Origin of the sequence: Caballeronia sp. LZ034LL (assembly GCF_031451215.1) — a bacterium.
Taxonomy (GTDB): domain Bacteria; phylum Pseudomonadota; class Gammaproteobacteria; order Burkholderiales; family Burkholderiaceae; genus Caballeronia.
On the sequence record NZ_JARUXR010000004.1, the window covers coordinates 157,333 to 175,839 of the forward strand.

17 protein-coding genes are annotated in these 18,507 nt (G+C 66.2%); 8 read left to right on the forward strand and 9 right to left on the reverse strand.

Annotation, left to right across the window (positions count from 1 at the left end; all coding sequences use genetic code 11):
- The first annotated feature begins 24 nt into the window (after positions 1 to 24).
- Together QCE83_RS28105 and QCE83_RS28110 are read left to right on the forward strand one after the other, a co-directional pair.
- Positions 25 to 792 carry an IclR family transcriptional regulator C-terminal domain-containing protein gene (locus QCE83_RS28105; RefSeq protein ID WP_309819041.1) on the forward strand — a complete coding sequence of 256 codons (768 nt, stop codon included), beginning with the start codon at positions 25 to 27 and terminating at the stop codon, positions 790 to 792.
- 244 nt (positions 793 to 1,036) lie between these two features.
- Positions 1,037 to 1,582, forward strand: a complete 546-nt coding sequence (locus tag QCE83_RS28110; RefSeq protein ID WP_309819043.1) for a periplasmic heavy metal sensor — start codon at positions 1,037 to 1,039, stop codon at positions 1,580 to 1,582.
- 246 nt (positions 1,583 to 1,828) lie between these two features.
- On the opposite strand, the gene QCE83_RS28115 is transcribed toward QCE83_RS28110, so the two are convergent.
- Positions 1,829 to 3,163 carry an MFS transporter gene (locus QCE83_RS28115; protein ID WP_309819045.1) on the reverse strand — a complete coding sequence of 445 codons (1,335 nt, stop codon included), beginning with the start codon at positions 3,161 to 3,163 and terminating at the stop codon, positions 1,829 to 1,831.
- A gap of 208 nt (positions 3,164 to 3,371) precedes the next feature.
- Here QCE83_RS28115 and QCE83_RS28120 point away from each other — a divergent pair, with 208 nt between their 5' ends.
- The 5 genes from QCE83_RS28120 to QCE83_RS28140 all read left to right on the forward strand — a co-directional run bounded on the left by QCE83_RS28120 (position 3,372) and on the right by QCE83_RS28140 (position 8,112).
- Positions 3,372 to 3,758 (forward strand): TerB family tellurite resistance protein, encoded by a 387-nt coding sequence (locus QCE83_RS28120; protein WP_309819047.1) that lies wholly within the window; start codon positions 3,372 to 3,374, stop codon positions 3,756 to 3,758.
- Positions 3,759 to 3,785: 27 nt separating this feature from the next.
- Complete coding sequence (locus QCE83_RS28125; protein WP_309819049.1) at positions 3,786 to 4,376, forward strand: universal stress protein; 591 nt, start codon at positions 3,786 to 3,788, stop codon at positions 4,374 to 4,376.
- Positions 4,334 to 5,950 (forward strand): alkaline phosphatase D family protein, encoded by a 1,617-nt coding sequence (locus tag QCE83_RS28130; protein WP_309819051.1) that lies wholly within the window; start codon positions 4,334 to 4,336, stop codon positions 5,948 to 5,950. The genes QCE83_RS28125 and QCE83_RS28130 overlap by 43 nt, the downstream gene beginning before the upstream one ends.
- 95 nt (positions 5,951 to 6,045) lie before the next feature.
- Positions 6,046 to 6,684, forward strand: coding sequence for a LysE family translocator (locus tag QCE83_RS28135; protein ID WP_309819053.1), 639 nt, complete (start codon positions 6,046 to 6,048; stop codon positions 6,682 to 6,684).
- A gap of 135 nt (positions 6,685 to 6,819) precedes the next feature.
- Entirely contained in the window at positions 6,820 to 8,112 is a 1,293-nt protein-coding gene (locus QCE83_RS28140; protein ID WP_309819056.1) for an FUSC family protein, read from the forward strand.
- Between the two features lie 33 nt (positions 8,113 to 8,145).
- Here QCE83_RS28140 and zwf read toward each other — a convergent pair whose 3' ends face one another.
- The 6 genes from zwf to QCE83_RS28170 all read right to left on the reverse strand — a co-directional run bounded on the left by zwf (position 8,146) and on the right by QCE83_RS28170 (position 14,329).
- Positions 8,146 to 9,621, reverse strand: coding sequence for a glucose-6-phosphate dehydrogenase (gene zwf, locus QCE83_RS28145; protein WP_309819058.1), 1,476 nt, complete (start codon positions 9,619 to 9,621; stop codon positions 8,146 to 8,148).
- Positions 9,622 to 9,789: 168 nt separating this feature from the next.
- Complete coding sequence (locus QCE83_RS28150) at positions 9,790 to 10,698, reverse strand: LysR family transcriptional regulator (protein ID WP_309819060.1); 909 nt, start codon at positions 10,696 to 10,698, stop codon at positions 9,790 to 9,792.
- A 101-nt stretch (positions 10,699 to 10,799) separates the two neighbouring features.
- A complete protein-coding gene (locus QCE83_RS28155; RefSeq protein ID WP_309819062.1) occupies positions 10,800 to 12,887 on the reverse strand; it encodes a pyridoxamine 5'-phosphate oxidase family protein in 2,088 nt (695 codons plus the stop codon).
- Positions 12,888 to 12,938: 51 nt separating this feature from the next.
- Complete coding sequence (locus QCE83_RS28160) at positions 12,939 to 13,559, reverse strand: glutathione S-transferase (RefSeq protein WP_309819063.1); 621 nt, start codon at positions 13,557 to 13,559, stop codon at positions 12,939 to 12,941.
- A gap of 164 nt (positions 13,560 to 13,723) precedes the next feature.
- The gene (locus QCE83_RS28165; protein WP_309819065.1) at positions 13,724 to 14,041 is read right to left on the reverse strand and encodes a hypothetical protein; all 318 of its coding nucleotides are present in this window, start codon (positions 14,039 to 14,041) and stop codon (positions 13,724 to 13,726) included.
- Positions 14,042 to 14,143: 102 nt separating this feature from the next.
- Complete coding sequence (locus tag QCE83_RS28170) at positions 14,144 to 14,329, reverse strand: DUF1289 domain-containing protein (RefSeq protein WP_309819067.1); 186 nt, start codon at positions 14,327 to 14,329, stop codon at positions 14,144 to 14,146.
- A gap of 252 nt (positions 14,330 to 14,581) precedes the next feature.
- Here QCE83_RS28170 and QCE83_RS28175 point away from each other — a divergent pair, with 252 nt between their 5' ends.
- Positions 14,582 to 16,600 carry an AI-2E family transporter gene (locus QCE83_RS28175; protein ID WP_309819070.1) on the forward strand — a complete coding sequence of 673 codons (2,019 nt, stop codon included), beginning with the start codon at positions 14,582 to 14,584 and terminating at the stop codon, positions 16,598 to 16,600.
- Positions 16,601 to 16,609: 9 nt separating this feature from the next.
- Here the strand turns inward: QCE83_RS28175 and QCE83_RS28180 are convergent, their stop codons facing one another.
- Together QCE83_RS28180 and QCE83_RS28185 are read right to left on the reverse strand one after the other, a co-directional pair.
- Positions 16,610 to 16,843, reverse strand: coding sequence for a hypothetical protein (locus QCE83_RS28180; protein ID WP_061120011.1), 234 nt, complete (start codon positions 16,841 to 16,843; stop codon positions 16,610 to 16,612).
- Positions 16,844 to 16,943: 100 nt separating this feature from the next.
- Positions 16,944 to 18,503, reverse strand: coding sequence for a methyl-accepting chemotaxis protein (locus QCE83_RS28185; protein ID WP_309819073.1), 1,560 nt, complete (start codon positions 18,501 to 18,503; stop codon positions 16,944 to 16,946).
- Positions 18,504 to 18,507 lie beyond the last annotated feature (4 nt).

Here is an 18,507-nt window from a genome sequence, read left to right on the forward strand (position 1 = left end):
CCATAACTAAACAAGCATGTCCGCATGACTAAACCTGCACTCGACAAGCGCGACTGGATTGCGGGCCTGGAGAAGGGCCTGGCCATCCTCGAAGCCTTCGATGATCAGCACGCGCGCATGACGCCCACGCAGGCGGCCGTGCGCACCGGCCTCACGCGCACGGCCGCGCGCCGCTATCTGCTGACGCTCGCGCATCTCGGCTATGTGCAGACGGACGGCAAGCTCTTCAGTCTCACGCCGCGCGTGTTGCGCATGGGCTGGTCCTACTTCGAGTCGGCGCGCCTGCCGCGCATCGTGCAGCCTTATCTGCAACAGCTGAGTGCGCTGATCCACGAATCGGTCTACGTGAGCGTGCTTGATGAGTGGGACCTCGTCATCATTGCGCGCAATGGCTCCACGCGCGTGATGACCACCGGCTTCGTGCTGGGCGCGCGGGTGCCGGCTGCGTTGATGTCGGGCGGCATCGCGATGCTTGCGTATCGGGAAGAAGCGGCCGTGCGCCAATGGCTGGACGACACCGAATTCAAGCCCTTCACACCGCTCACGATCACCGACAAGGAGCAGCTCTACGAGAAGATCCGCCACTCGCGAGTCGAGGGTTATGTCGAGATCGAGCAGCAATTGCAGATGGGTGTGCGCGGCGTCGCAGTGCCGATGAAGAACCGTCATGGCGAAGTGGTTGCGGCGCTTTCGGCCAACATGCCGATCGGGAAGGAAACCCGCGAAGCAGCGCTCGCTCGCGTGCTGCAGCCGTTGCAGGAAACGGCCTTGTCGATGCTGAACGTGATCTGAATCCTGGCCGTTCGACAGAGGCACAAAGGTGAGGGTATCCGGGATCGCGCTGCACTCGCTCCAGCAAAGGCCCTTATTCAAAGGGTTTCCGACTCCCGCAAACCGGCCAAAGGTGAGCGTTTTCGGGGACAACGCAAAGCCCTCATTCTTCGCTCATTCAACATCCTTACACTCGTTTCCATGGTTGCAACAGCGAAAGCGCGCAACTCCATCCGAACGTCGAACGAGGAAAAGGGGAACCGAGATGAGCCCGAACGTCAAAGTAGAACATGCCGCACATACGCACCTTGGCGCGCGTACCGCATTGCTGCTCAAGCTGTCCGTCGTGAGCGTGGTCACCGCGCTTTCGCTCGGCGTCGGCTCCGCGCCGGTCTATGCGCAGACCGCGCCGCTGGATAGCGACACCGCCATCCACGTTCAGCCGGTCAACATGCGTACGCTGCATGACCAGCTGAATCTCACGCCCGACCAGGAAGTGCAATGGCAAGCCGCGCTCGATGCAATGCGTGACACTCACGCCGCCGAGCGCATGAACGCAGACCAGATGCAGTTGCGCATGCAGACCTTGCTGAAGCAGCCGATCCTCGATCTCTCCGCGCTGCACGCGCTCGATCAAAAGACGGCGCAGCAGGACGCGCCGTTGTCCGGGCAGTCGGCGAAGGCCTGGCTGACGTTCTACGGTTCGCTGAACAATCAGCAGAAGCAGACCTTCAGCGATGCGATGCGCCCGCAGTTCGAGAACATCGCGCATCATCCGGCTCGTCCTTACGATCCGCGAACCGGCCTCTGATGCGACGATGCGCTGCACGCGCAGCGCAAAAAAACGGGCCGGCGCGCAAGGCAGCCGGCCCGGTCGCATCGCGTCAGTGGCAGGCAGCCGCGATGTGACGCGATCTTTCATGCATGCGGCGTGCCAATCATCGCGCAAGGCGCTTGAGCCTTGCGTGACAAGGCTCACGTCTTGAGACGGCAGAACGCGCTGTCTCATGCAGCCCAACGCACTCGCCAAGCTTGTGCGGTCTCAGCCAACAGTCACTCAATGCGCGGCCGCCATCGACGGATCCGCCTGGCCTTCGCCGGTGCGGATCGCGATCACGGCAAGCAGCGCGGCCGCGAGCGGCACGGCGAGCACGAGATAGAAGCCGCTCGGTCCGCCGAGGTTGAGGAACATGCCGCCGACTGCCGAGCCCACGATCGCCCCCACGCGTCCCATGCCGATGGCCCAGCCGGTGGCGGTGGCGCGCAGTGTCGTCGGATAGGCGCTGACCACCAGATAGTTCAGCGCAATCTGCTGTCCGCCGATGCCGAGTCCCGCCGCACCCGCGAGCGTGAACACCCATCCCCACGACGTACCCGCATAGGCCAGGCCGAGCGCAATGGCGATGCCCAACGCCAGCAGCGCAATCAACAGGCGTCGCGTGCTGATTTTCGGCAACGCGATGGAGAGCGGAATCGCGCAGACGATGAACACCGCGTTCACCACGACCGTGCCGAACGGCGCCTGCGCGGCGGGCAGACCGGCGGCCTTCAGCACCGTGGGCAGCCACGAAAGGAACATGAACCACGCGATCCAGTTGAAGCAGTACACGGCCCAGATTGCCACGGTGTTGCGCGCGTTGCCTTCGCGGAACAGCGCGCCGACGCTCGCCCTTGCGGCGGTTTCATGCACGGCGAAGCGCGCGTCCGGGGCAAGCGGTTGCGACACGATGCGCGCCAGCACCGCGCGGACGGCGCGATGATCGTCGCGCGAACGCGTCACGAGAAAGTGCAGCGACTCGGGCAGCACGAACCAGAGCAGCGCGAGCAGCACGAGCGGCGCCGCGCCGCCCGCAACGAACACGCCTTGCCAGCCGATCACGGGCAGCATGCGCGCGGCGAGCAGCCCGCCGAGCATGGCGCCGGCTGGCAGCCCGAGCAGTACGCCCGTCATGATGGCGCCGCGATGCCGTGCGGGTCCGTACTCGGCGGCGAGCGCGAGCAGGACCGGCGTGCAACCGCCCATGCCGAGGCCCGCGACGAAGCGCAGCGCGAGGATCTGCGTCGTATCGCTTGCGAAGGCCGTCGCGAGCGAAGCAAGGCTGAACAGCGCGACCCCGCCGAGCAGCGCGGGACGCCGTCCCACGCGGTCGCCGAGCAGCCCGAGCGTCATCGCGCCGAGGGTCATGCCGAGCGTGCCCGCAATGAGAATCGGCGCGAGATCGCCGGGCGCAAGTCCGAATGCCGCGATGATCGCCGGGCCCGTATAGGCGATGGCCTGGGTATCGAAGCCGTCGAACAAGGTGGTCATGAAGCACAGCAGGAAGATCCTCCACTGGAAGGGACGAACGCGTTCGCGGTCGATCAGCGACGCGATATCGAGAGGCGGTCTCATGAAGTCTCCGTTGTGATTGGCATGCCGGAGAGTAAGAGCAGGGTGCGCCGCCCGTCCAATACCGATGAGGACTGAGATCATACCGTCGAGGTATCGCGCTCATCTTCCGCTCATTCTGCGTTCCTACGATGCAAAGCAAAGGCGGTGCGTTCTCTTCAATCATCACGTACGGCCTTTCCTTCAGGAACTTTGATCGAGGAGTTGAGCCATGCGCCACTATCCATCGGACAGCCCGCGTGCCGCAGCGCGCATCGTCGTGATGTCGCTGATCGCGGACGGGCATATCAGCGGCAAGGAAGTCGAAGCGCTCGAACGGCGCGGTTTTTACAGACGGCTCGGCTTGCATGCGGGCGAACTGCATGAAGTCGTGCGAGAGGTGTGCGAGGACCTCACGCGGTCCTCTTATCTGACGTGGGACGAAGCGTGCTGGGTCGAAGCGGGCGTGGTCGAAGCGCTTGCGAAAGAAGTGCGCGACGAGCGCATCCGACGCGAGGTGCTGGCGCTGTGCCAGACAGCGGTGGTCGCGGATGGCCACATCACCTGGACCGAGGCGGTCGTGCTCGACGCCGTGAAGCGCGCGTGGCTCATGCACTGAGCCAGGTCATCGCAAGGAGGTGACATCATGCAGCAACATATCCTGGTAGCCGTGGGCCCGAGTCTCAGCCATGCCGCGCTTGCGCTCGGCATCGCGCGCGCCCGCGAAAGCAATGCACGTCTGACGGTGCTTCATGTGGTGGACCGTTTGCCGTTCTGGGCGCTGTCGTCGGTGCAGCACGACTTCGGCGCGTCGATGGCAGCTATCGAGCAACAGGTGCGCGAAGTCGAGAAGCGTACGTTGCAGGCCATACTCGCATCGAGCGTGAATGGCGTGTGCGTCACGATCGACCTGCCGAACGGCGCGACGGTCGCACGCGCGATCGCGCAGGCGGCGCGCGAGTTCGACGCGGACCTGATCGTCATCGGCCGCAGCCGGTCCGGCGCATGGCGCTTCTGGCAAGAGCGCATGGCCGACGCGGTGAGCCGTCACAGCAATCGCCGCGTGCTGATCGCGACCAACCGCGAGCCTGCCGACGCGGAATCTGCAACAAAAGCGACACCATTGCGCTTTACCATCACCGGTTCGACGCAGCGCACACCTGCCCCATCGTACCGTTCGAGAGGAAGCTCGCCATGCCGGATCGCATCGTCAAACCGTCCCGACGCACCTTGCTGAAGGGCCTTGTCTCCGGCACCGGACTTGCGCTCAGCGGCGCGGGTCTGGCCGATGCACTAGCGCAAGGCGTGGCGCCCGCCGTCGTCACCTCGGACAAGTTGCGTCCGCAACTACCCGGCGGCGTGATGAGCGGCGATGTCACCGCAACCAGCGGCATTGTATGGAGCCGTTCGGACCGGCCGGCGCGCATGATCGTCGAGTACTCGACGAGCGAGAACTTCAGCAGCTTCCAGCGGCGCATCGGGCCCGCGGCGCTGGAAGGCAGCGACTTCACGGCGCGTGTCGACCTGACCGGCCTGCCGCCGGGCGCGGACATGTTCTATCGCGTGCGCTTCCAGGATCTCGTCGATGGCAAGGCCATCAGCGAGCCGGCGACGGGCCGCCTGCGCACCGCGTCGCTCGATGCAACCAGGCCGGTCTGCTTCGTTTTCTCCGGCGATGAAGCCGGGCAGGGCTGGGGCATCAACGAAGGCTTCGGCGGCTATCGCATCTACGAAGCGATGCGCCGTGAAGCGCCGGACTTCTTCATCCATCAGGGCGACCAGATCTACGCGGACAGCGTGATCGAAGCCGAAGTCAAACTGCCGGACGGCACGCTGTGGACCAACCTCGTGACCGAAGGCAAGTCGCACGTGGCGCAGACGCTCGGCGACTATCGCGCAGCCTTTGCCTACAACCAGCTCGACCGCAACAAGCGCCGCTTCGCCGCCGAAGTCCCGTTCCTCGTGCAATGGGACGATCACGAAGTGCGCAATAACTGGTATCCGGGACAGCAGATCGGCGCGGCGGAAAAGCGCTATCAGACGCGTTCCATCAACCTGCTCGAAGCGCGCGCGAAGCAGGCGATGTTCGAATACAACCCGTATCGCATCAACCAGCTGGATCCGGAGCAGGTGTATCGCGGCTTCCAGTTCGGTCCGCTGCTGGACGTCTTCATGCTCGACGAGCGCTCGTATCGCGGCGCCAATTCGCCCAACCGGCAGCCGCGTCTCGATGCGGACGCCGCGTTTCTCGGCTCGCAGCAGACGGCTTGGCTGAAGGCATCGCTGAAGGCTTCGCGCGCGACCTGGAAGGTGATTGCGAGCGACATGCCCATCTCGCTCGTCGTGCCGGATGCGAATCCGGACGTGCCGAAGGGCACCTACGAAGCGTGGGCCAACGCCGACAATGGCGCACCGCTCGGACGCGAACTGGAGCTGGCGGAGATCCTGCGCTTCATCAAGCAGGAGAACATTGAAAACGTCGTCTGGATCACGGCCGATGTCCACTATGCACAGGCGACGCACTACGATCCGTCGCGCGCGAAGTTCACCGACTTCAAGCCGTTCTGGGAATTCGTCGGCGGGCCGATCAATGCGGGCACCTTCGGGCCGAACGAGCTCGACACGACCTTCGGCCCCGAACTGCGCTATGTGAGCGTGCCGAAGGACAATCCGCAGAACCGCTCGCCCGCGGCGCTGCAACAGTTTTACGGCCGCGCGAAGATCGACCCGGTGAGCCGCGCGCTGACCGTCTCGCTGCACGACCTCAACGGCAAGTCGCTCTATGAGGTGAAGCTGGACGTCGAAGCCTGAAAATTGGCCTGCCGGTTCCGGCGTCATCCATGCATGGACGCCGGCCCTGCGCCTTCGCGACAATGCCGACAACATTGAACGGAGACGCCCACGCCATGACCCCTCATGCCTTGTTCAGCGCGAATCTGCTGATTGCCTGGTCGGCGTATTTCGTCGGCACCGCGAGCCCCGGGCCGAGCAATCTCGCGATCATGTCGATCGCAAGCCAGTCCGGCCGCCGCGCCGCCTTTGCCTTCGCGGCAGGCGTGATGTCCGGCTCGTGCTTTTGGGCGATGCTCGCGGCGCTCGGACTGTCCGCGGCGCTCACCGCCTATTCGGGCTTTCTCACCGGCGTGAAGATCTGCGGCGGACTGTACTTGCTGTGGCTCGCGTTCAAGTCCGGACGCGCGGCGCTGCGTCCGCCGGTGCGGTCCTCCACCGCGCCCGCGCGCGACCTCGCCGCCCGTGCGCTCTACACGCGCGGCGCGCTGCTGCATCTCACCAACCCGAAGGCGATTCTCGTGTGGATGTCGGTGGCGGCGCTCGGCTCGTCGGCGGGCGAGGGGCCCGGTCACATGCTCGTGGTGGTGGCGGGCTGCCTGTGTATCGGCGCGAGCGTGTTCGGCGGCTATGCCGCGCTGTTCTCGATGCCGTCCGCACGACGCATCTACCAGCGCCTGCAACGCGGCCTCGACGGCTGCCTCGCGCTCGTGTTCGGCGCGGCCGGCATCCGTCTTCTGACCTCGCGTTCCTGACTTGCCGCACGTTGCGTGCATGGCGTCGACGATGGCGCATATGCAACGCCCGATGCAATTCTTTCGTCAATTGTTTTGCGCTCGGCTCCGCAGGCGACTACGCTCAAGCTAAACGCCAGACGGATCCCGAGCCCGATGCCGACCCACGATTCACCCCGCAGCACCCCTTCCATCGAATCCCGCAGCAAGGCACTAGGCGCCGATGTCTTGCGCACCGTGCGCGACGCCTTCGTGTCGCTGGGCCGTGAACTCGCCGCCTTCCGCCCGACGTCCGCGCGGGCACTCTTCGCGACCCAGGCCATGCTCTCGGTCGCGCTGGCCGTCGCTCTGGCCTACGCGTTCCATCTGACCAACATCTGGTGGGCCGCCATCAGCGGCTTCGCCGTCATGCAGTCGAAGTTCTCCGCCTGCGCGCAGCGCGGCGTGCATCGCGTGGTCGGAACCGTGGCCGGGGCCATCATCGGCGCGCTTGCCGGTCCGCTGATCGGCGACGTGCCGTGGATCTTCGTGCCGCTGCTCGGCTTGATTGCCGGCGTCTCGGTGTATCGCGCGCTTGCGTCCGATGCGGGCTACGCGTGGGTGCTGGGCGCCGTGACGTCGATGATGGTGACCTTCGAGGCGCATCGGCTCGTGTCCGCGTCGGCGACGGCTTCGTTCGCGTTGTTGCGGGTCGCCGAAGTGGTGGTGGGGACGTGCGCGTGCGTGGCGGTGTCGGCGCTGTTTCACGCGGGCCTGCAACACTTCCGCCGCACGCGCGGCGCGGCGCCGGTGCCGCGCGCGCAGGCAGCGTCCACGGTGGATCGCGTCGATGGCGCGGGCACGCAGGCCATCACCGTGATGCCTTCGGACGCGGCGCAGGCGGTGCAGGCGGTGTCGGCGTCGCATGTTGCGCGCGCCGCGCAGGTGGCCCGCGAGATGCGCAGAAGGCTTGCGTGGCAGAGCGCATGGGCGGTCATGATCCTGGCCGCGCTGGCTTATGCGTGGAATCTGCCGGGCTTCGCACAGGCGATGGTGACCGCCGTCGCCGTGCTGATCCTGCCGGCCTCGGCGCTCGGCAAGCCGACGCGCAAGCCCGTTGCGGAGCGCATGATCCAGCGTTTCATCGGCTGCCTGCTGGCGGGGGCCGTGAGTCTCGCGCTGCTGCCGCTGCTCGGCGATTCACCGTTGTTCTGCATGATCGCGCTGTGCGCGGGCGTGTGGATCGGCTGTCACGTGCAGACCGGCGCCCAGGGCGCGAGCTATGTCGGCCGGCAGTTCAGCATCGCCTTCATCATGGTGTTCGTGCAGGATCACCACTGGTCGTCCGACCCGACGCCCGCCGCGCTGCGGCTCGCGGGCATTCTCGGCGGAATCGTGGTGCTGTCGGCCGTGATGGCGGCCAGTGCCGTCTGGTGGGAGAAACGAACCGTGCGCACGGCGATGCGGTGACGGCAAGCCGTCCGCATCGCCACGCGTGTTTCCTCAGGCTTCTTCCGCCCAGGCCAGATTTTCGCGGGCCATCAACGCGCTGGACGCCGCCGGACCGAAGGTGCCCGCCGTATAGCCGCGCGGACGGTCGCCGAGTTCCTTCCAGCCGTTGAGGATCGGCTCGACCCACGTCCAGGCCGCTTCCAGTTCGTCACGCCGCATGAAGTGCGTGAGCCTGCCGCGAATCACGTCGATCAGCAGCCGCTCGTACGCTTCCGCGCGCCGCTGCGTCATGGCCTGCTGCAAGTCCAGGTTGAGCGTCACCGGCTGCATGTGCATGCCGCTGCCGGGTTCCTTCGCCATCATCTGCAACTGGATGGATTCCTCCGGCTGCAGCGTGATGGTCAGACGGTTGCCGTAGTGACGCGGGCCGTCGGGGATGATCGAGAACGGCAGGTCGGCGAAATCGATGACGATCTCCGAGCGGCGATTCTGCATCCGTTTGCCCGTGCGCAGGAAGAACGGCACGTTGGCCCAGCGCCAGTTGTTGATATGCGCGCGCACGGCGACGAAGGTTTCGGCGCGGCTGTCGGCGGGCACGTTGGCCTCCTCCAGATAACCTTTCACCGCCTCGCCGCCCACGGCGCCGGCCGTGTACTGGCCGCGCACGGTGTCACGCGCGATGTCGGCAACGCTCATCGGCCGTAGCGACTTCAGCACCTTGAGTTTTTCATCGCGCACGGCGTCCGGATCGAGCGACACGGGCGGCTCCATCGCGACGATGCACAGCAATTGCAGCAAGTGGTTCTGCACCATGTCGCGCAATGCGCCGGTATGGTCGTAGAAGCCCGCGCGGCTGCCCACGCCCACCGTCTCCGACACCGTGATCTGCACGCTCTTGATGTACGGCGCCTGCCACAGCGGGCCGAAGATCGCGTTGCCGAAGCGCAGCACCATCAGGTTCTGCACCGTCTCCTTGCCGAGATAGTGGTCGATCCGGTAGATCTGCTCTTCCTTGAAGTGCTTGCCGACTGCGTCGTTGATGGCTTGCGCCGACGCCAGATCGTGGCCGAGCGGCTTCTCCAGCACGACACGGGCGTGGTCGTCGAGGATGCCGGCGTTGTCGAGGTTGTCGCAGATGGTCACGAACAGCTCGGGCGAGGTCGACAGATAGAAGACCCGCTGCGAGCCCGGCCGCGCGGCCTGGCCGAGACGCTGGAAGTCGGACGGATTTTCCACGTCGATGCGCACGTAGTCGAACAGCGCGAGAAATTTGTCCCACGACTGCGCGTCGAACACCTTGTCTTCGATGAACGGCCGCGCCTGCTCTTCCATGAAGTTCTTCAGATAGTCTTCGCGCGTCCAGTCCTTGCGGCCGATCGCGAGAATGCGCGTGTCGGCGGGCAGGTTGCAGTGCGAGTGCGCCATGTACAGCGCGGGCAGCAGCTTGCGCGCCGCCAGGTCTCCGCCGCCGCCGAAGATGATCATGTCGAGCGGGCGTTCGTTCGAGGGAGAAGTCGGTTGGGTCATGGTGCGTGAGCCGTGAAGGGGTCTGAGAAAGCCAAAGGCGCGGCGATCGGTCAGGATCGGACGAGACAGCTATGTTGCATGTTTTGCCGGTTTTTTGCACGGCAGCGTGCCTGACGGCCGTTCGATTCGACGCCGTCGCGCCCGCGTCCGGCCGGTCGCGCCGGGTGTTTAGCCGTGGTAGCTCAACGCGGGATCCGCGCGCAGCGTGGCGACGGCGAGATCGAGGAACGCCCGCACCTTCTGCGCGACATGGCGGCCTTCGCGATGCACGAGATGAACGGGAATGGCGGGCGGCTCGAAGTCCGGCAGCACGACGGCGAGCCGGCCTTCCTGCACATGTTGCGCGACCTGATACGACAGCAGCCGCGCGATGCCGAAGTCCGCGAGCGCGGCGCCGATGGCGGAGTCGTTGGTGGTCGTGGTCAGGCGCGGATGCGCGCGCACGGGCACCTGCCGCTCGCCGTCGTAGAGGCGCCATTCGGGCGGCGTCGATGCACCGGTGGACGAGATGATGACGTGCGTGGCGAGATCGTCGGGATGACCAGGCGTGCCGTGTTCCGCGAGATACGCGGGCGACGCGCACAGCACGCGCCGCACGTTGCCGACCCGGATTGCCTGCAACGAAGAGTCCGGCAGTTCCGCGATGCGCACCGCGACGTCGATGCCTTCGTCCACCAGGTTCACGACGCGGTCGACGAACCAGCAGTTGGCATCGGCTTCGGGATAGCGGCGCAGATAATCGATCACGATCGGCGTGACGTGCAGGCGGCCGAACATGACCGGCGCGGTGATCGTGAGCACGCCGCGCGGCGACGTGTGCGTGCCGGTGGCGGACAGTTCGGCGGTTTCGATCTCACCGAGAATCCGGCGGCAGTCTTCGAAGAAGCCGCTGCCGGCGTCGGTGAGGCGCACGACGCGCGTGGTGCGCGTGAGCAGGCGCACGCCGAGATGTTCTTCGAGTTCGGTCACGACCCGGCTCACGACCGACGGCGACACCTCGAGCTTGCGTGCCGCCGACGCGAAGCCGCCGGTTTCGACCACCGTGACGAAGGTCGACATTGCCTGGATTCGGTCCATGGGAGAAGCGCTGCATGCCGGCTGAAAGGATGCCGTGCATTCTCGGGGATATGTGCGCGGGGCACAATCCACCGTCGCTGTCTCAGGGGCCTTTCCGGCGCTCACAAGTCGAGTTCGAGCGCGGCGTCCGAATCCGCTGCCGGCACGGCGCAGCAGATCAGGGCTTCGTCGTCGCCGACGTGGAACGCCGGTTCATTCTCGTACGTCACCGCGCCTTTCGCGATACGCGTCCGGCACGTGCCGCAGGTGCCGCCGCGGCAGTTGAACTCCGGCGCGAGGCCGCTCGCTTCCGCGAGATCCAGCAGCGAACCGCCGTCCGGCTGCCATTGCGCCGCCGTGCCGGACTTCACGAACTGCACCGTCACCGGTTTGGCGGCGGCGGGAGGCAGCGGCTTCACGTCCGCACCGCGATCCGCCGTGCGCCGCAGCGCCGACGGACCGAAGGCTTCCGCATGGATGCGCGTGTCGGCGACATTGAGCGCACGCAGGCCGTCGTAGAGCGATTGCATGAACGCGCCCGGGCCGCACAGATAGAAGTCGTAGTCGTTGAAGGGCAGGCGGCTCGTCAGCAGATCCAGATCGATCCGCCCCGACGCGTCGTAGTCGCGCCCGAGCACGGCGTCGCGCGTGTCGCTGAGCACGCGGATCAGGTTCACCGCGCCGCCCGAGCTTCGCACGAGCGCATCGATCTCCTGCGCGAACGCGCGGCTGGCGAGCGCATGCGCCGACACGATCATCCAGGTCGGGCGTATGCGGCGCTTGCGCAGTCCTTCGTAGACGATATGCCGCAGCATCGCGAGCATCGGCGTGATGCCGACGCCCGCCGCCATCAGCACGGCCGGCCGCTTCTCCAGCGCATCGATCGTGAAATCGCCGGCCGGCGCGCGCGCCTCGATCGTGCTGCCGGTTCGCAACGTGTCGTGCAGCCAGGTCGAGACGCGTCCGTCGCGCTTCACGCTGATGCGGTACACGCCGTCCGACGGCGCCACCGAAAGCGTGTAGGTGCGGATCGACGGTTTCGTGTCGCCCGGCAGCGTGACGCGGATCGGCAGATGCTGACCCGCGCGGTGCGGCACGAGTCCCGCGCCGTCGGCCGGTTCGAGATGGAACGAGCGGATCGAATCGCTTTCGTCGACGATCCGGCTCACGCGAAACGCGCGCCACGCATTCGCGAGCGCGGCGGCCTTCAGGCGTTCGGACACCTGGGTCCAGTCGCCGGTCATCAGCGCATTGGGCGACGCGCCGTCGTCGCGCGCCGTCCAGTGCAACGGCAGCGCATCCTCGCGGTACACGATGCGGTGCGGCTTGAAGCGCCACAGCCGCTCCGCGCCCTGGAAGGCGGCGATTTCCGGCGAATCGAGCAGCACCTGCGCCTCGCCCGAGAGTTGCAGCAGCGTGCCGTGTTCGAAATCCGCGAACACGAGGCCGGCGCGGCCGTTCTCGAGGATGTTGCCGAGCGTGTTGAAGAACAGGTTGCCGGCGAAGTCGGGAATGGTGAGAAAGCCGTCGTCGGAGAGGCGCACGAAGCCCGGCTTGCCGCCCCGATGCGACACGTCCACCTGCCGGCGCCCGTCATCGCGATCGAAATACGACGCGACGTAGAACGAATCGGCGCCCGTGATCATGGCTTGGGCGCGCGGCGTCAGGGCGTCCAGTTCGACGGGCGCGACCGTGCCGGGCGTGCCCGGTTCGCGCACGAATTCGAAGTCGCGCAGCTGGATGTATTGCGGGCAGTTGCCGTAGCTCTGCTCCACGGCGACGTCGAAACGCGTCTGCGCGCCGTCGCGATGGATCACGCCGTTCATGCGGTTGCGGCGGCGCGTGTGCAGTTCGATGCCGAGCAAGCCGATGGACGCGCCGTCCGTCATGCCGGCTTCGGCGGGATCGTGCGGGTCGCGCGCGTGGCCGATGCGCAGCGTGTGTGAGTCGGGGGTCTGCATGAATCCGGGATGCCCGGCGATCAGCGTGGCCCACGGATCGCCGCGGCTGTCGACCGTGCCGACGACCATGAACGGCAGTTGCGCAAAGAACTGGCGATGCTGGTCCGGCATGTAGTCGCGCACGACGCGCCGGCCCATGCTGTCCATCCGCTCATACACGCCCGCGGCCTTCTGCAGCGCGATTTCGCCGCGATGCCAGGGTGCAGGCGCGAGTTTGGGAACAGGATTGAGAACCGCTGGGCTGGACATGATGGGTTGCCTCCACACGCCGGTGGGGCGGCGTCGCCGCCCTGGATGACTTTACGCCGCGAGTCCCGCGGCTGTCTTCTTGAAGGGAACGAAACCGGGCAGCGCCTCGACGCGGCGCAACCAGGCGTTGACGTTCGCGTAACCCGACAGATCGACGTTGCCTTCCGGCGCGCTCGCGATATAGCTGTACAGCGCGACATCGGCGATGGTCGGATGCGCGCTGTCGATATCCGCGATCCAGTCGCGCCGGGCCAGTTGGGCATCGATGACGCCGAGGATCGAATGGGCGCGCGCGATCACTTCTTCCGTGTTGAATTTCGCGCCGAAGACGGTGACGAGACGCGCGGCGGCGGGTCCGAAGGCAATCTGTCCCGCTGCAACCGACAGCCAGCGCTGCACAGCGGCTTCCTTGGCGGGATCGTGCGGCAGCCAGTTCGTATCGACCGACTTGCGGGCAAGATAAACGAGGATGGCGTTCGAATCGGCGATGACGTGCTTGCCGTCGACCAGAACAGGAACCTGGCCGAACGCGTTCAGCTTGAGGAAGTCCGGCGTCTTGTGGGCGCCTTTGGCGAGATCGACGAATTCTTCGTCATGCTCGATCGCCAGCAGGTTGAGCATGAGCTGCGCACGGTGCGCATGCCCGGACAACGGAAAGGTGTAGAGCTTCACGGCAAGATCCCCAAGTTTGATTGTCGGCCGCGTGGTGGATGCGGCCGGTGAATCAAGTATGGGTTTTTGCCTTCAGGCGGAGAATGGGACGGAAAATCAAATCACTCTTCTCGAAACGAGAATGGTGATGGCTGAAGCAGCGCCGGACTCACCGCCTCCGAATGTCAGTTCGAAGCCGGCACGTTGGCCTTGTTGCCTGCGAGCGGCGAGCCATAGCCGCCGCTGTTCGCATTGTTCGGCAGGCCATTGACGAGCTGCGCGCGGGGATCGGACGGGTTGAGATTCAGCTCGCCCGCCTGTGCGTTGCCGTGGGATGGATACTGGCTGCCAAGCGGCGCATTCGGCATGAGCTTCGTGCTGTTCTGCGGCGCGTACATGTCGGTTTCCGGGCTGGGATGCAGCTGGGCGAACGCGGCGGGCGCCGCCAAGGTTGCGGCAAGTGCGAAGGTGAGGGAAGTGCAACGCGGAATACTCACTTTCATGACAGGCTCCTAAGAGAATGGGCCATCCAGAAACCCAGTGTAGTCCTCCGGGCGCGGGCATTTCCGCATCACCCTACCGCCGACCAGTCCAGCCTTTGTTCCTTATTTCTTCTTGTGTTTCTTGAGTTTGGCCTTGCGCTGCGGTCGCTCGTCGATGATCCGCACGCGATGCTTGTCCTTCATCTTCTTCCACTGCTTGCACTCGTCTTTCGTGCGCATGCAACCGATGCAGAAGCCGGTCTTGTCATCGAACTTGCAGATGCCGATACAGGGTGATTCGACTGCCATGATGTCCTTGTTCGTCGTTTTGCAGCGTGTAAGAGGCGGCGGCGGGACCGTCGCACGTTCACTCGATGGAAGCACGGCGCGCTCCCGCATGTCCTCACCGTTGCAACGAATACAGTAAAATCCGGCTCCCGCATCGTCTCACCTCAGGCGCGCGCAGGCAGCGTCGAGCGGCACGTGACTTGCTTGATGCGAAGCAGCCGGACATCGACGTCGGCCGTGCCCCTTAGCCCTCTCCAGAAGCGAGCCGACTCCATGCCTCAAGCTCCCGGCCCGCGCCGGCCTCCCGCCAAGATCCTGCCTCCCGAGGCGCCCGGCGTGCGCGCGCTGGCCTCGCTGATTACCGGCGTCGTCGTGATCTGCGCGCTGTACTTCGGGCGCGCGGTGATGATCCCGATCATTCTCGCCATCCTCCTGAGCTTCCTGCTCGCCCCATTCGTCGATTTCTTGCGCCGCCTGCGCTTCGGCCAGGTGCCCTCGGTGATCGTCGCGGTGGTGGTCGCGCTGTCGGTGCTGACGGCCGTGGGCGCGTTGATCGGCGCGCAGGTGGCGCAACTCGCCGGCGATTTGCCGAAATACCAGGTCGCCGTCGAGCGCAAGGTCGATGCCGTCCAGCGCATCACGGTAGGCCGCGCCGACGAATTCCTCGGCCGCGCGTCGCGCGCCTTGAAGCGGATCTCTCCCGCCCGCGAGCAGGAACAGAAGAACGAGGACAACCCTGCGTCGTCGCCCATCGACCAGCCGATGCCCGTCGAAGTCCACGAGCCGACGCCGACTCCGCTCGAACTCGCGCAGCGCTTTCTGTCGCCGGTCATCAGTCCGCTGGAAACCACCGGCATCGTGCTGGTGGTCGCGGTGTTCATCCTGTTGCAGCGTGAGGATCTGCGCGACCGTCTGATCCGTCTGTTCGGCTCGCGCGACCTGCATCGCGCCACCACCGCCATGGACGAGGCCGCGCGGCGCCTGTCGCGCTATTTCCTCGCGCAGCTCGGCATCAACATGGGCGTGGGCATCGTGATTTCCATCGGGCTCGCGATCATCGGCGTGCCGGGCGCGTTGCTGTTCGGCGTGATGACCGCGCTGTTGCGCTTCGTGCCGTATGTCGGGACGTGGATCGCGGCGATCGTCGCGGTGGTCTTCGCGGCGGCCGTCGGCCCCGGCTGGGCAATGCTCGTCTGGACGATCGTGCTGTTCGGCGTGACGGACATCGTCGCGGGGCAAGTGGTCGAGCCGCTGCTCTACGGGCACAGCACCGGACTGTCGCCGTTCGCGGTGATCGTCGCGGCGATTTTCTGGAGCTGGATCTGGGGGCCGATTGGCCTCGTGCTCTCGACGCCGCTCACGCTCTGTCTCGTGATTCTCGGCCGTCACGTGGACCGGCTGGAGTTCCTCGACGTGCTGTTCGGCGACCGACCTGCGCTCACGCCCGCCGAGAACTTCTATCAGCGCCTGCTCGCGAACGATCCCGACGAAGCGCTGGTCCAGGCCGAAACGCTGCTGAAGGAGCGCTCGCTGATTGCCTACTACGACGAAGTCGCGCTCGAAGGCCTGCGCTACGCGCACAACGACGTACTGCGCGGCGTGGTGACGGCGGACCAGTTGCGGCGGATCAACGAATCGGCGCTCGACATCATCGAAGGTCTGGAAGACGCCGCCGATACAGCCGTGACCGCGATTCCGAAGGAAGACCTGCCCGCGAGCTTCGAATCCCCCGACGACAGGCCCGCGCTCCGGCCGGAAATGCCGCCCGCGCGTTTCGATCCGGAGAAGGAAGGGCACACGGCGTCGGTGCTGTGCATCGCGGGGCGCAGCGAACTCGACGACCTCGCCGCGACCATCGCCGTGCAGCTGTTCCGCAAGCACGGCCTGTACGCCGATCTTGCCGGCTACGAGCGCTTCTCGCGCGGCCGTTTCGGCGAAGTGGACCTGTCGGGCGTGACGATCATCTGCGTGGTGTCGTTCGACGCAGCCGAATCGCCGCCGTATCTGCGCAACTTGCTGCGCCGGCTGCATCAGCGCGCGCCCGTGGCGGAGCTGATTGTCGGGCTCGTGTTTCCGGATCGCGAGCTGCAGGGCGAAGTGCTGGTGCGCACGAGTTCGGCGGCGGTGTCGTTCCGTGAACTGGTGGAAGCGTGCGTGGCCGCCGCGCGCCGTCAGACCACCGATGGCGCGCCGTGGGCCGGCCTGCAGGGCGCCGATGGCGAAGCCGCGCTCAACGGCCCGCCCGCAGCCGGCGACGCCCGCGAGGATTTGCCCGAACTGCGCAACGCGTGATGCCGCAGCTCAGCGGTTGCCGTCGAAGAGATCGTTGAGCATGGTGTCGAAGGCGGCCTGCGCGTCTTCGAGTTCCTGAAGCGCGGCGTCGAAGGTTTGCAGCGCCATCTGTGACGGACGGCCGTCGCCTTCGGGCGGAAACTGGGTTTGCAGCGCCAGGAAGGCGGATTGCACCTGGCGCGTGGCGTTGACGATACGTTCCATCGCTCGCGCTTCTTCCGCGCGATTGTTCTCTGCGGTCATCGGAGACACTCCTCGTGGGTCCTGCTTCGGCAATGCTCCGATAGTACCAAGCCGTGCGGGTTTCGCGTTCCCGCCGCGGCAGCGTTCCGCTCAGACGCGCTCAGACGCGCGCGACGGTGAAGAGCCGCACGGCTTCGTCGAGCACCACGGCGCGCTCCGTAAGCCGTTGCGCCGTGGCCGCCGCCTGTTCGACGAGCGCCGCGTTCTGCTGGGTCGAATCGTCGAGATGGGCGACGGCCTGATTCACCTGCGCAATGCCGTCCGCCTGCTCGCCGCTCGCCTTCGCCACTTCCATGATGATCGTCGACACGCGGTTCACGGCCTCGTCGATGGCGCGCATCTGGCTCGTCGTGCGCGTGACGAGGCTCGTGCCTTCCGCGATCTGCGCGACGCTCGTCGCCACCACGCCCTCGATTTCCTTCGCCGACGCCGCGCAGCGCTGCGCGAGATTGCGCACCTCGGTTGCGACGACCGCGAACGAGCGGCCCGCCTCGCCCGCGCGCGCCGCCTCGACGGCTGCGTTCAACGCAAGAATATTGGTCTGGAAGGCGATGCCGTCGATCACGTCGGTGATGTCCGCGATGCGCCGCGACGCCGCCGTGATGCCTGCCATCGTCTGCTCGACCTGGCTCGCGATGCGGCCGCCGTCGTCGGCTGCCGCCTGCGCTTCGCGGACGAGTTCCAGCGCGCGCACGGTGGCGTCGGCGTTGCCCTGTACGGTCGTGGTGAGCTGGTCCATCGTTGCGGCGGTCTGTTCGAGCGACGCCGCCTGCATCTCCGTGCGGCGCGACAGATCCGTGTTGCCGCTCGAAATTTCGTTGGCGGCGTCGAGCATCCCGCCAATCTGCCCGCGCACGTCGAACACGATGGCCGCGAGATTCGCCTTCAACTGACCGAGCGCGCGCTGGACGTCGCCGAGATCGTCATGGCCGGCATCGGGCATGTCGACGGTCAGATCGCCGGCCGCCATGCGCGCGGCGAAGCCGGACATCGTGCGGACGGGCGCATCCACCTGTCGCGACAAGGCGAGCCAGCCCGCCAGGCCGACCACCGCGCCCGCACCGAGCGCGCACCAGAAGGGCAGCGGCGGCGCGCCGTGCCAGCCGGCCAGCGCGGCGAGCAGCATCGCGACGGGCATGGCCGCGAAGCCCAGCCCAAGGCGCGCGCGGACCGGCAGGTTCGCGAGCGCCGCCAGTTGTCCCGCGAAGCCCTTTCTCACGAGTGCGCCGCGCACCAGCCGGTGCGACGCATCGCCGGTCTTCAGTTGCGCGTACAGCGTGGCGGCTTCACGCACTTCGTCGCGCGTCGGCTTTACGCGCACAGATAGATAGCCGACCACCTTGCCGTGCTCCATCACCGGCGTGACGTTCGCGCGCACCCAGTAGTGATCGCCATCCTTGCGGCGGTTCTTGACCAGCGCAGTCCACGGACGGCCGGCGCGGATGGTCGCCCAGAGATCGGCGAACGCTTCGCGCGGCATGTCGAGATGGCGGATCAGATTGTGCGGCTGGCCGATCAGCTCTTCGCGCGAAAAGCCGGAGACGGAAACGAAGGCGGGATTGCAGTACTGGATGTTGCCGGAGAGATCGGTGGCGGAGACGAGCATCTCCGAGGCGGGAAATTCGAACTCTTGCTGAGTGACGGGCTGATTGTTGCGCATGATG

Excerpts from the sequence above, each read along its gene's own strand:
- QCE83_RS28105 (WP_309819041.1), top strand. The coding sequence starts at position 25 with ATGACTAAACCTGCACTCGACAAGCGCGACTGGATTGCGGGCCTGGAG.
- QCE83_RS28110 (WP_309819043.1), top strand. The coding sequence starts at position 1,037 with ATGAGCCCGAACGTCAAAGTAGAACATGCCGCACATACGCACCTTGGC.
- QCE83_RS28115 (WP_309819045.1), bottom strand. The coding sequence starts at position 3,163 with ATGAGACCGCCTCTCGATATCGCGTCGCTGATCGACCGCGAACGCGTT.
- QCE83_RS28120 (WP_309819047.1), top strand. The coding sequence starts at position 3,372 with ATGCGCCACTATCCATCGGACAGCCCGCGTGCCGCAGCGCGCATCGTC.
- QCE83_RS28125 (WP_309819049.1), top strand. The coding sequence starts at position 3,786 with ATGCAGCAACATATCCTGGTAGCCGTGGGCCCGAGTCTCAGCCATGCC.
- QCE83_RS28130 (WP_309819051.1), top strand. The coding sequence starts at position 4,334 with ATGCCGGATCGCATCGTCAAACCGTCCCGACGCACCTTGCTGAAGGGC.
- QCE83_RS28135 (WP_309819053.1), top strand. The coding sequence starts at position 6,046 with ATGACCCCTCATGCCTTGTTCAGCGCGAATCTGCTGATTGCCTGGTCG.
- QCE83_RS28140 (WP_309819056.1), top strand. The coding sequence starts at position 6,820 with ATGCCGACCCACGATTCACCCCGCAGCACCCCTTCCATCGAATCCCGC.
- zwf (WP_309819058.1), bottom strand. The coding sequence starts at position 9,621 with ATGACCCAACCGACTTCTCCCTCGAACGAACGCCCGCTCGACATGATC.
- QCE83_RS28150 (WP_309819060.1), bottom strand. The coding sequence starts at position 10,698 with ATGGACCGAATCCAGGCAATGTCGACCTTCGTCACGGTGGTCGAAACC.
- QCE83_RS28155 (WP_309819062.1), bottom strand. The coding sequence starts at position 12,887 with ATGTCCAGCCCAGCGGTTCTCAATCCTGTTCCCAAACTCGCGCCTGCA.
- QCE83_RS28165 (WP_309819065.1), bottom strand. The coding sequence starts at position 14,041 with ATGAAAGTGAGTATTCCGCGTTGCACTTCCCTCACCTTCGCACTTGCC.
- QCE83_RS28170 (WP_309819067.1), bottom strand. The coding sequence starts at position 14,329 with ATGGCAGTCGAATCACCCTGTATCGGCATCTGCAAGTTCGATGACAAG.
- QCE83_RS28175 (WP_309819070.1), top strand. The coding sequence starts at position 14,582 with ATGCCTCAAGCTCCCGGCCCGCGCCGGCCTCCCGCCAAGATCCTGCCT.
- QCE83_RS28180 (WP_061120011.1), bottom strand. The coding sequence starts at position 16,843 with ATGACCGCAGAGAACAATCGCGCGGAAGAAGCGCGAGCGATGGAACGT.
- QCE83_RS28185 (WP_309819073.1), bottom strand. The coding sequence starts at position 18,503 with ATGCGCAACAATCAGCCCGTCACTCAGCAAGAGTTCGAATTTCCCGCC.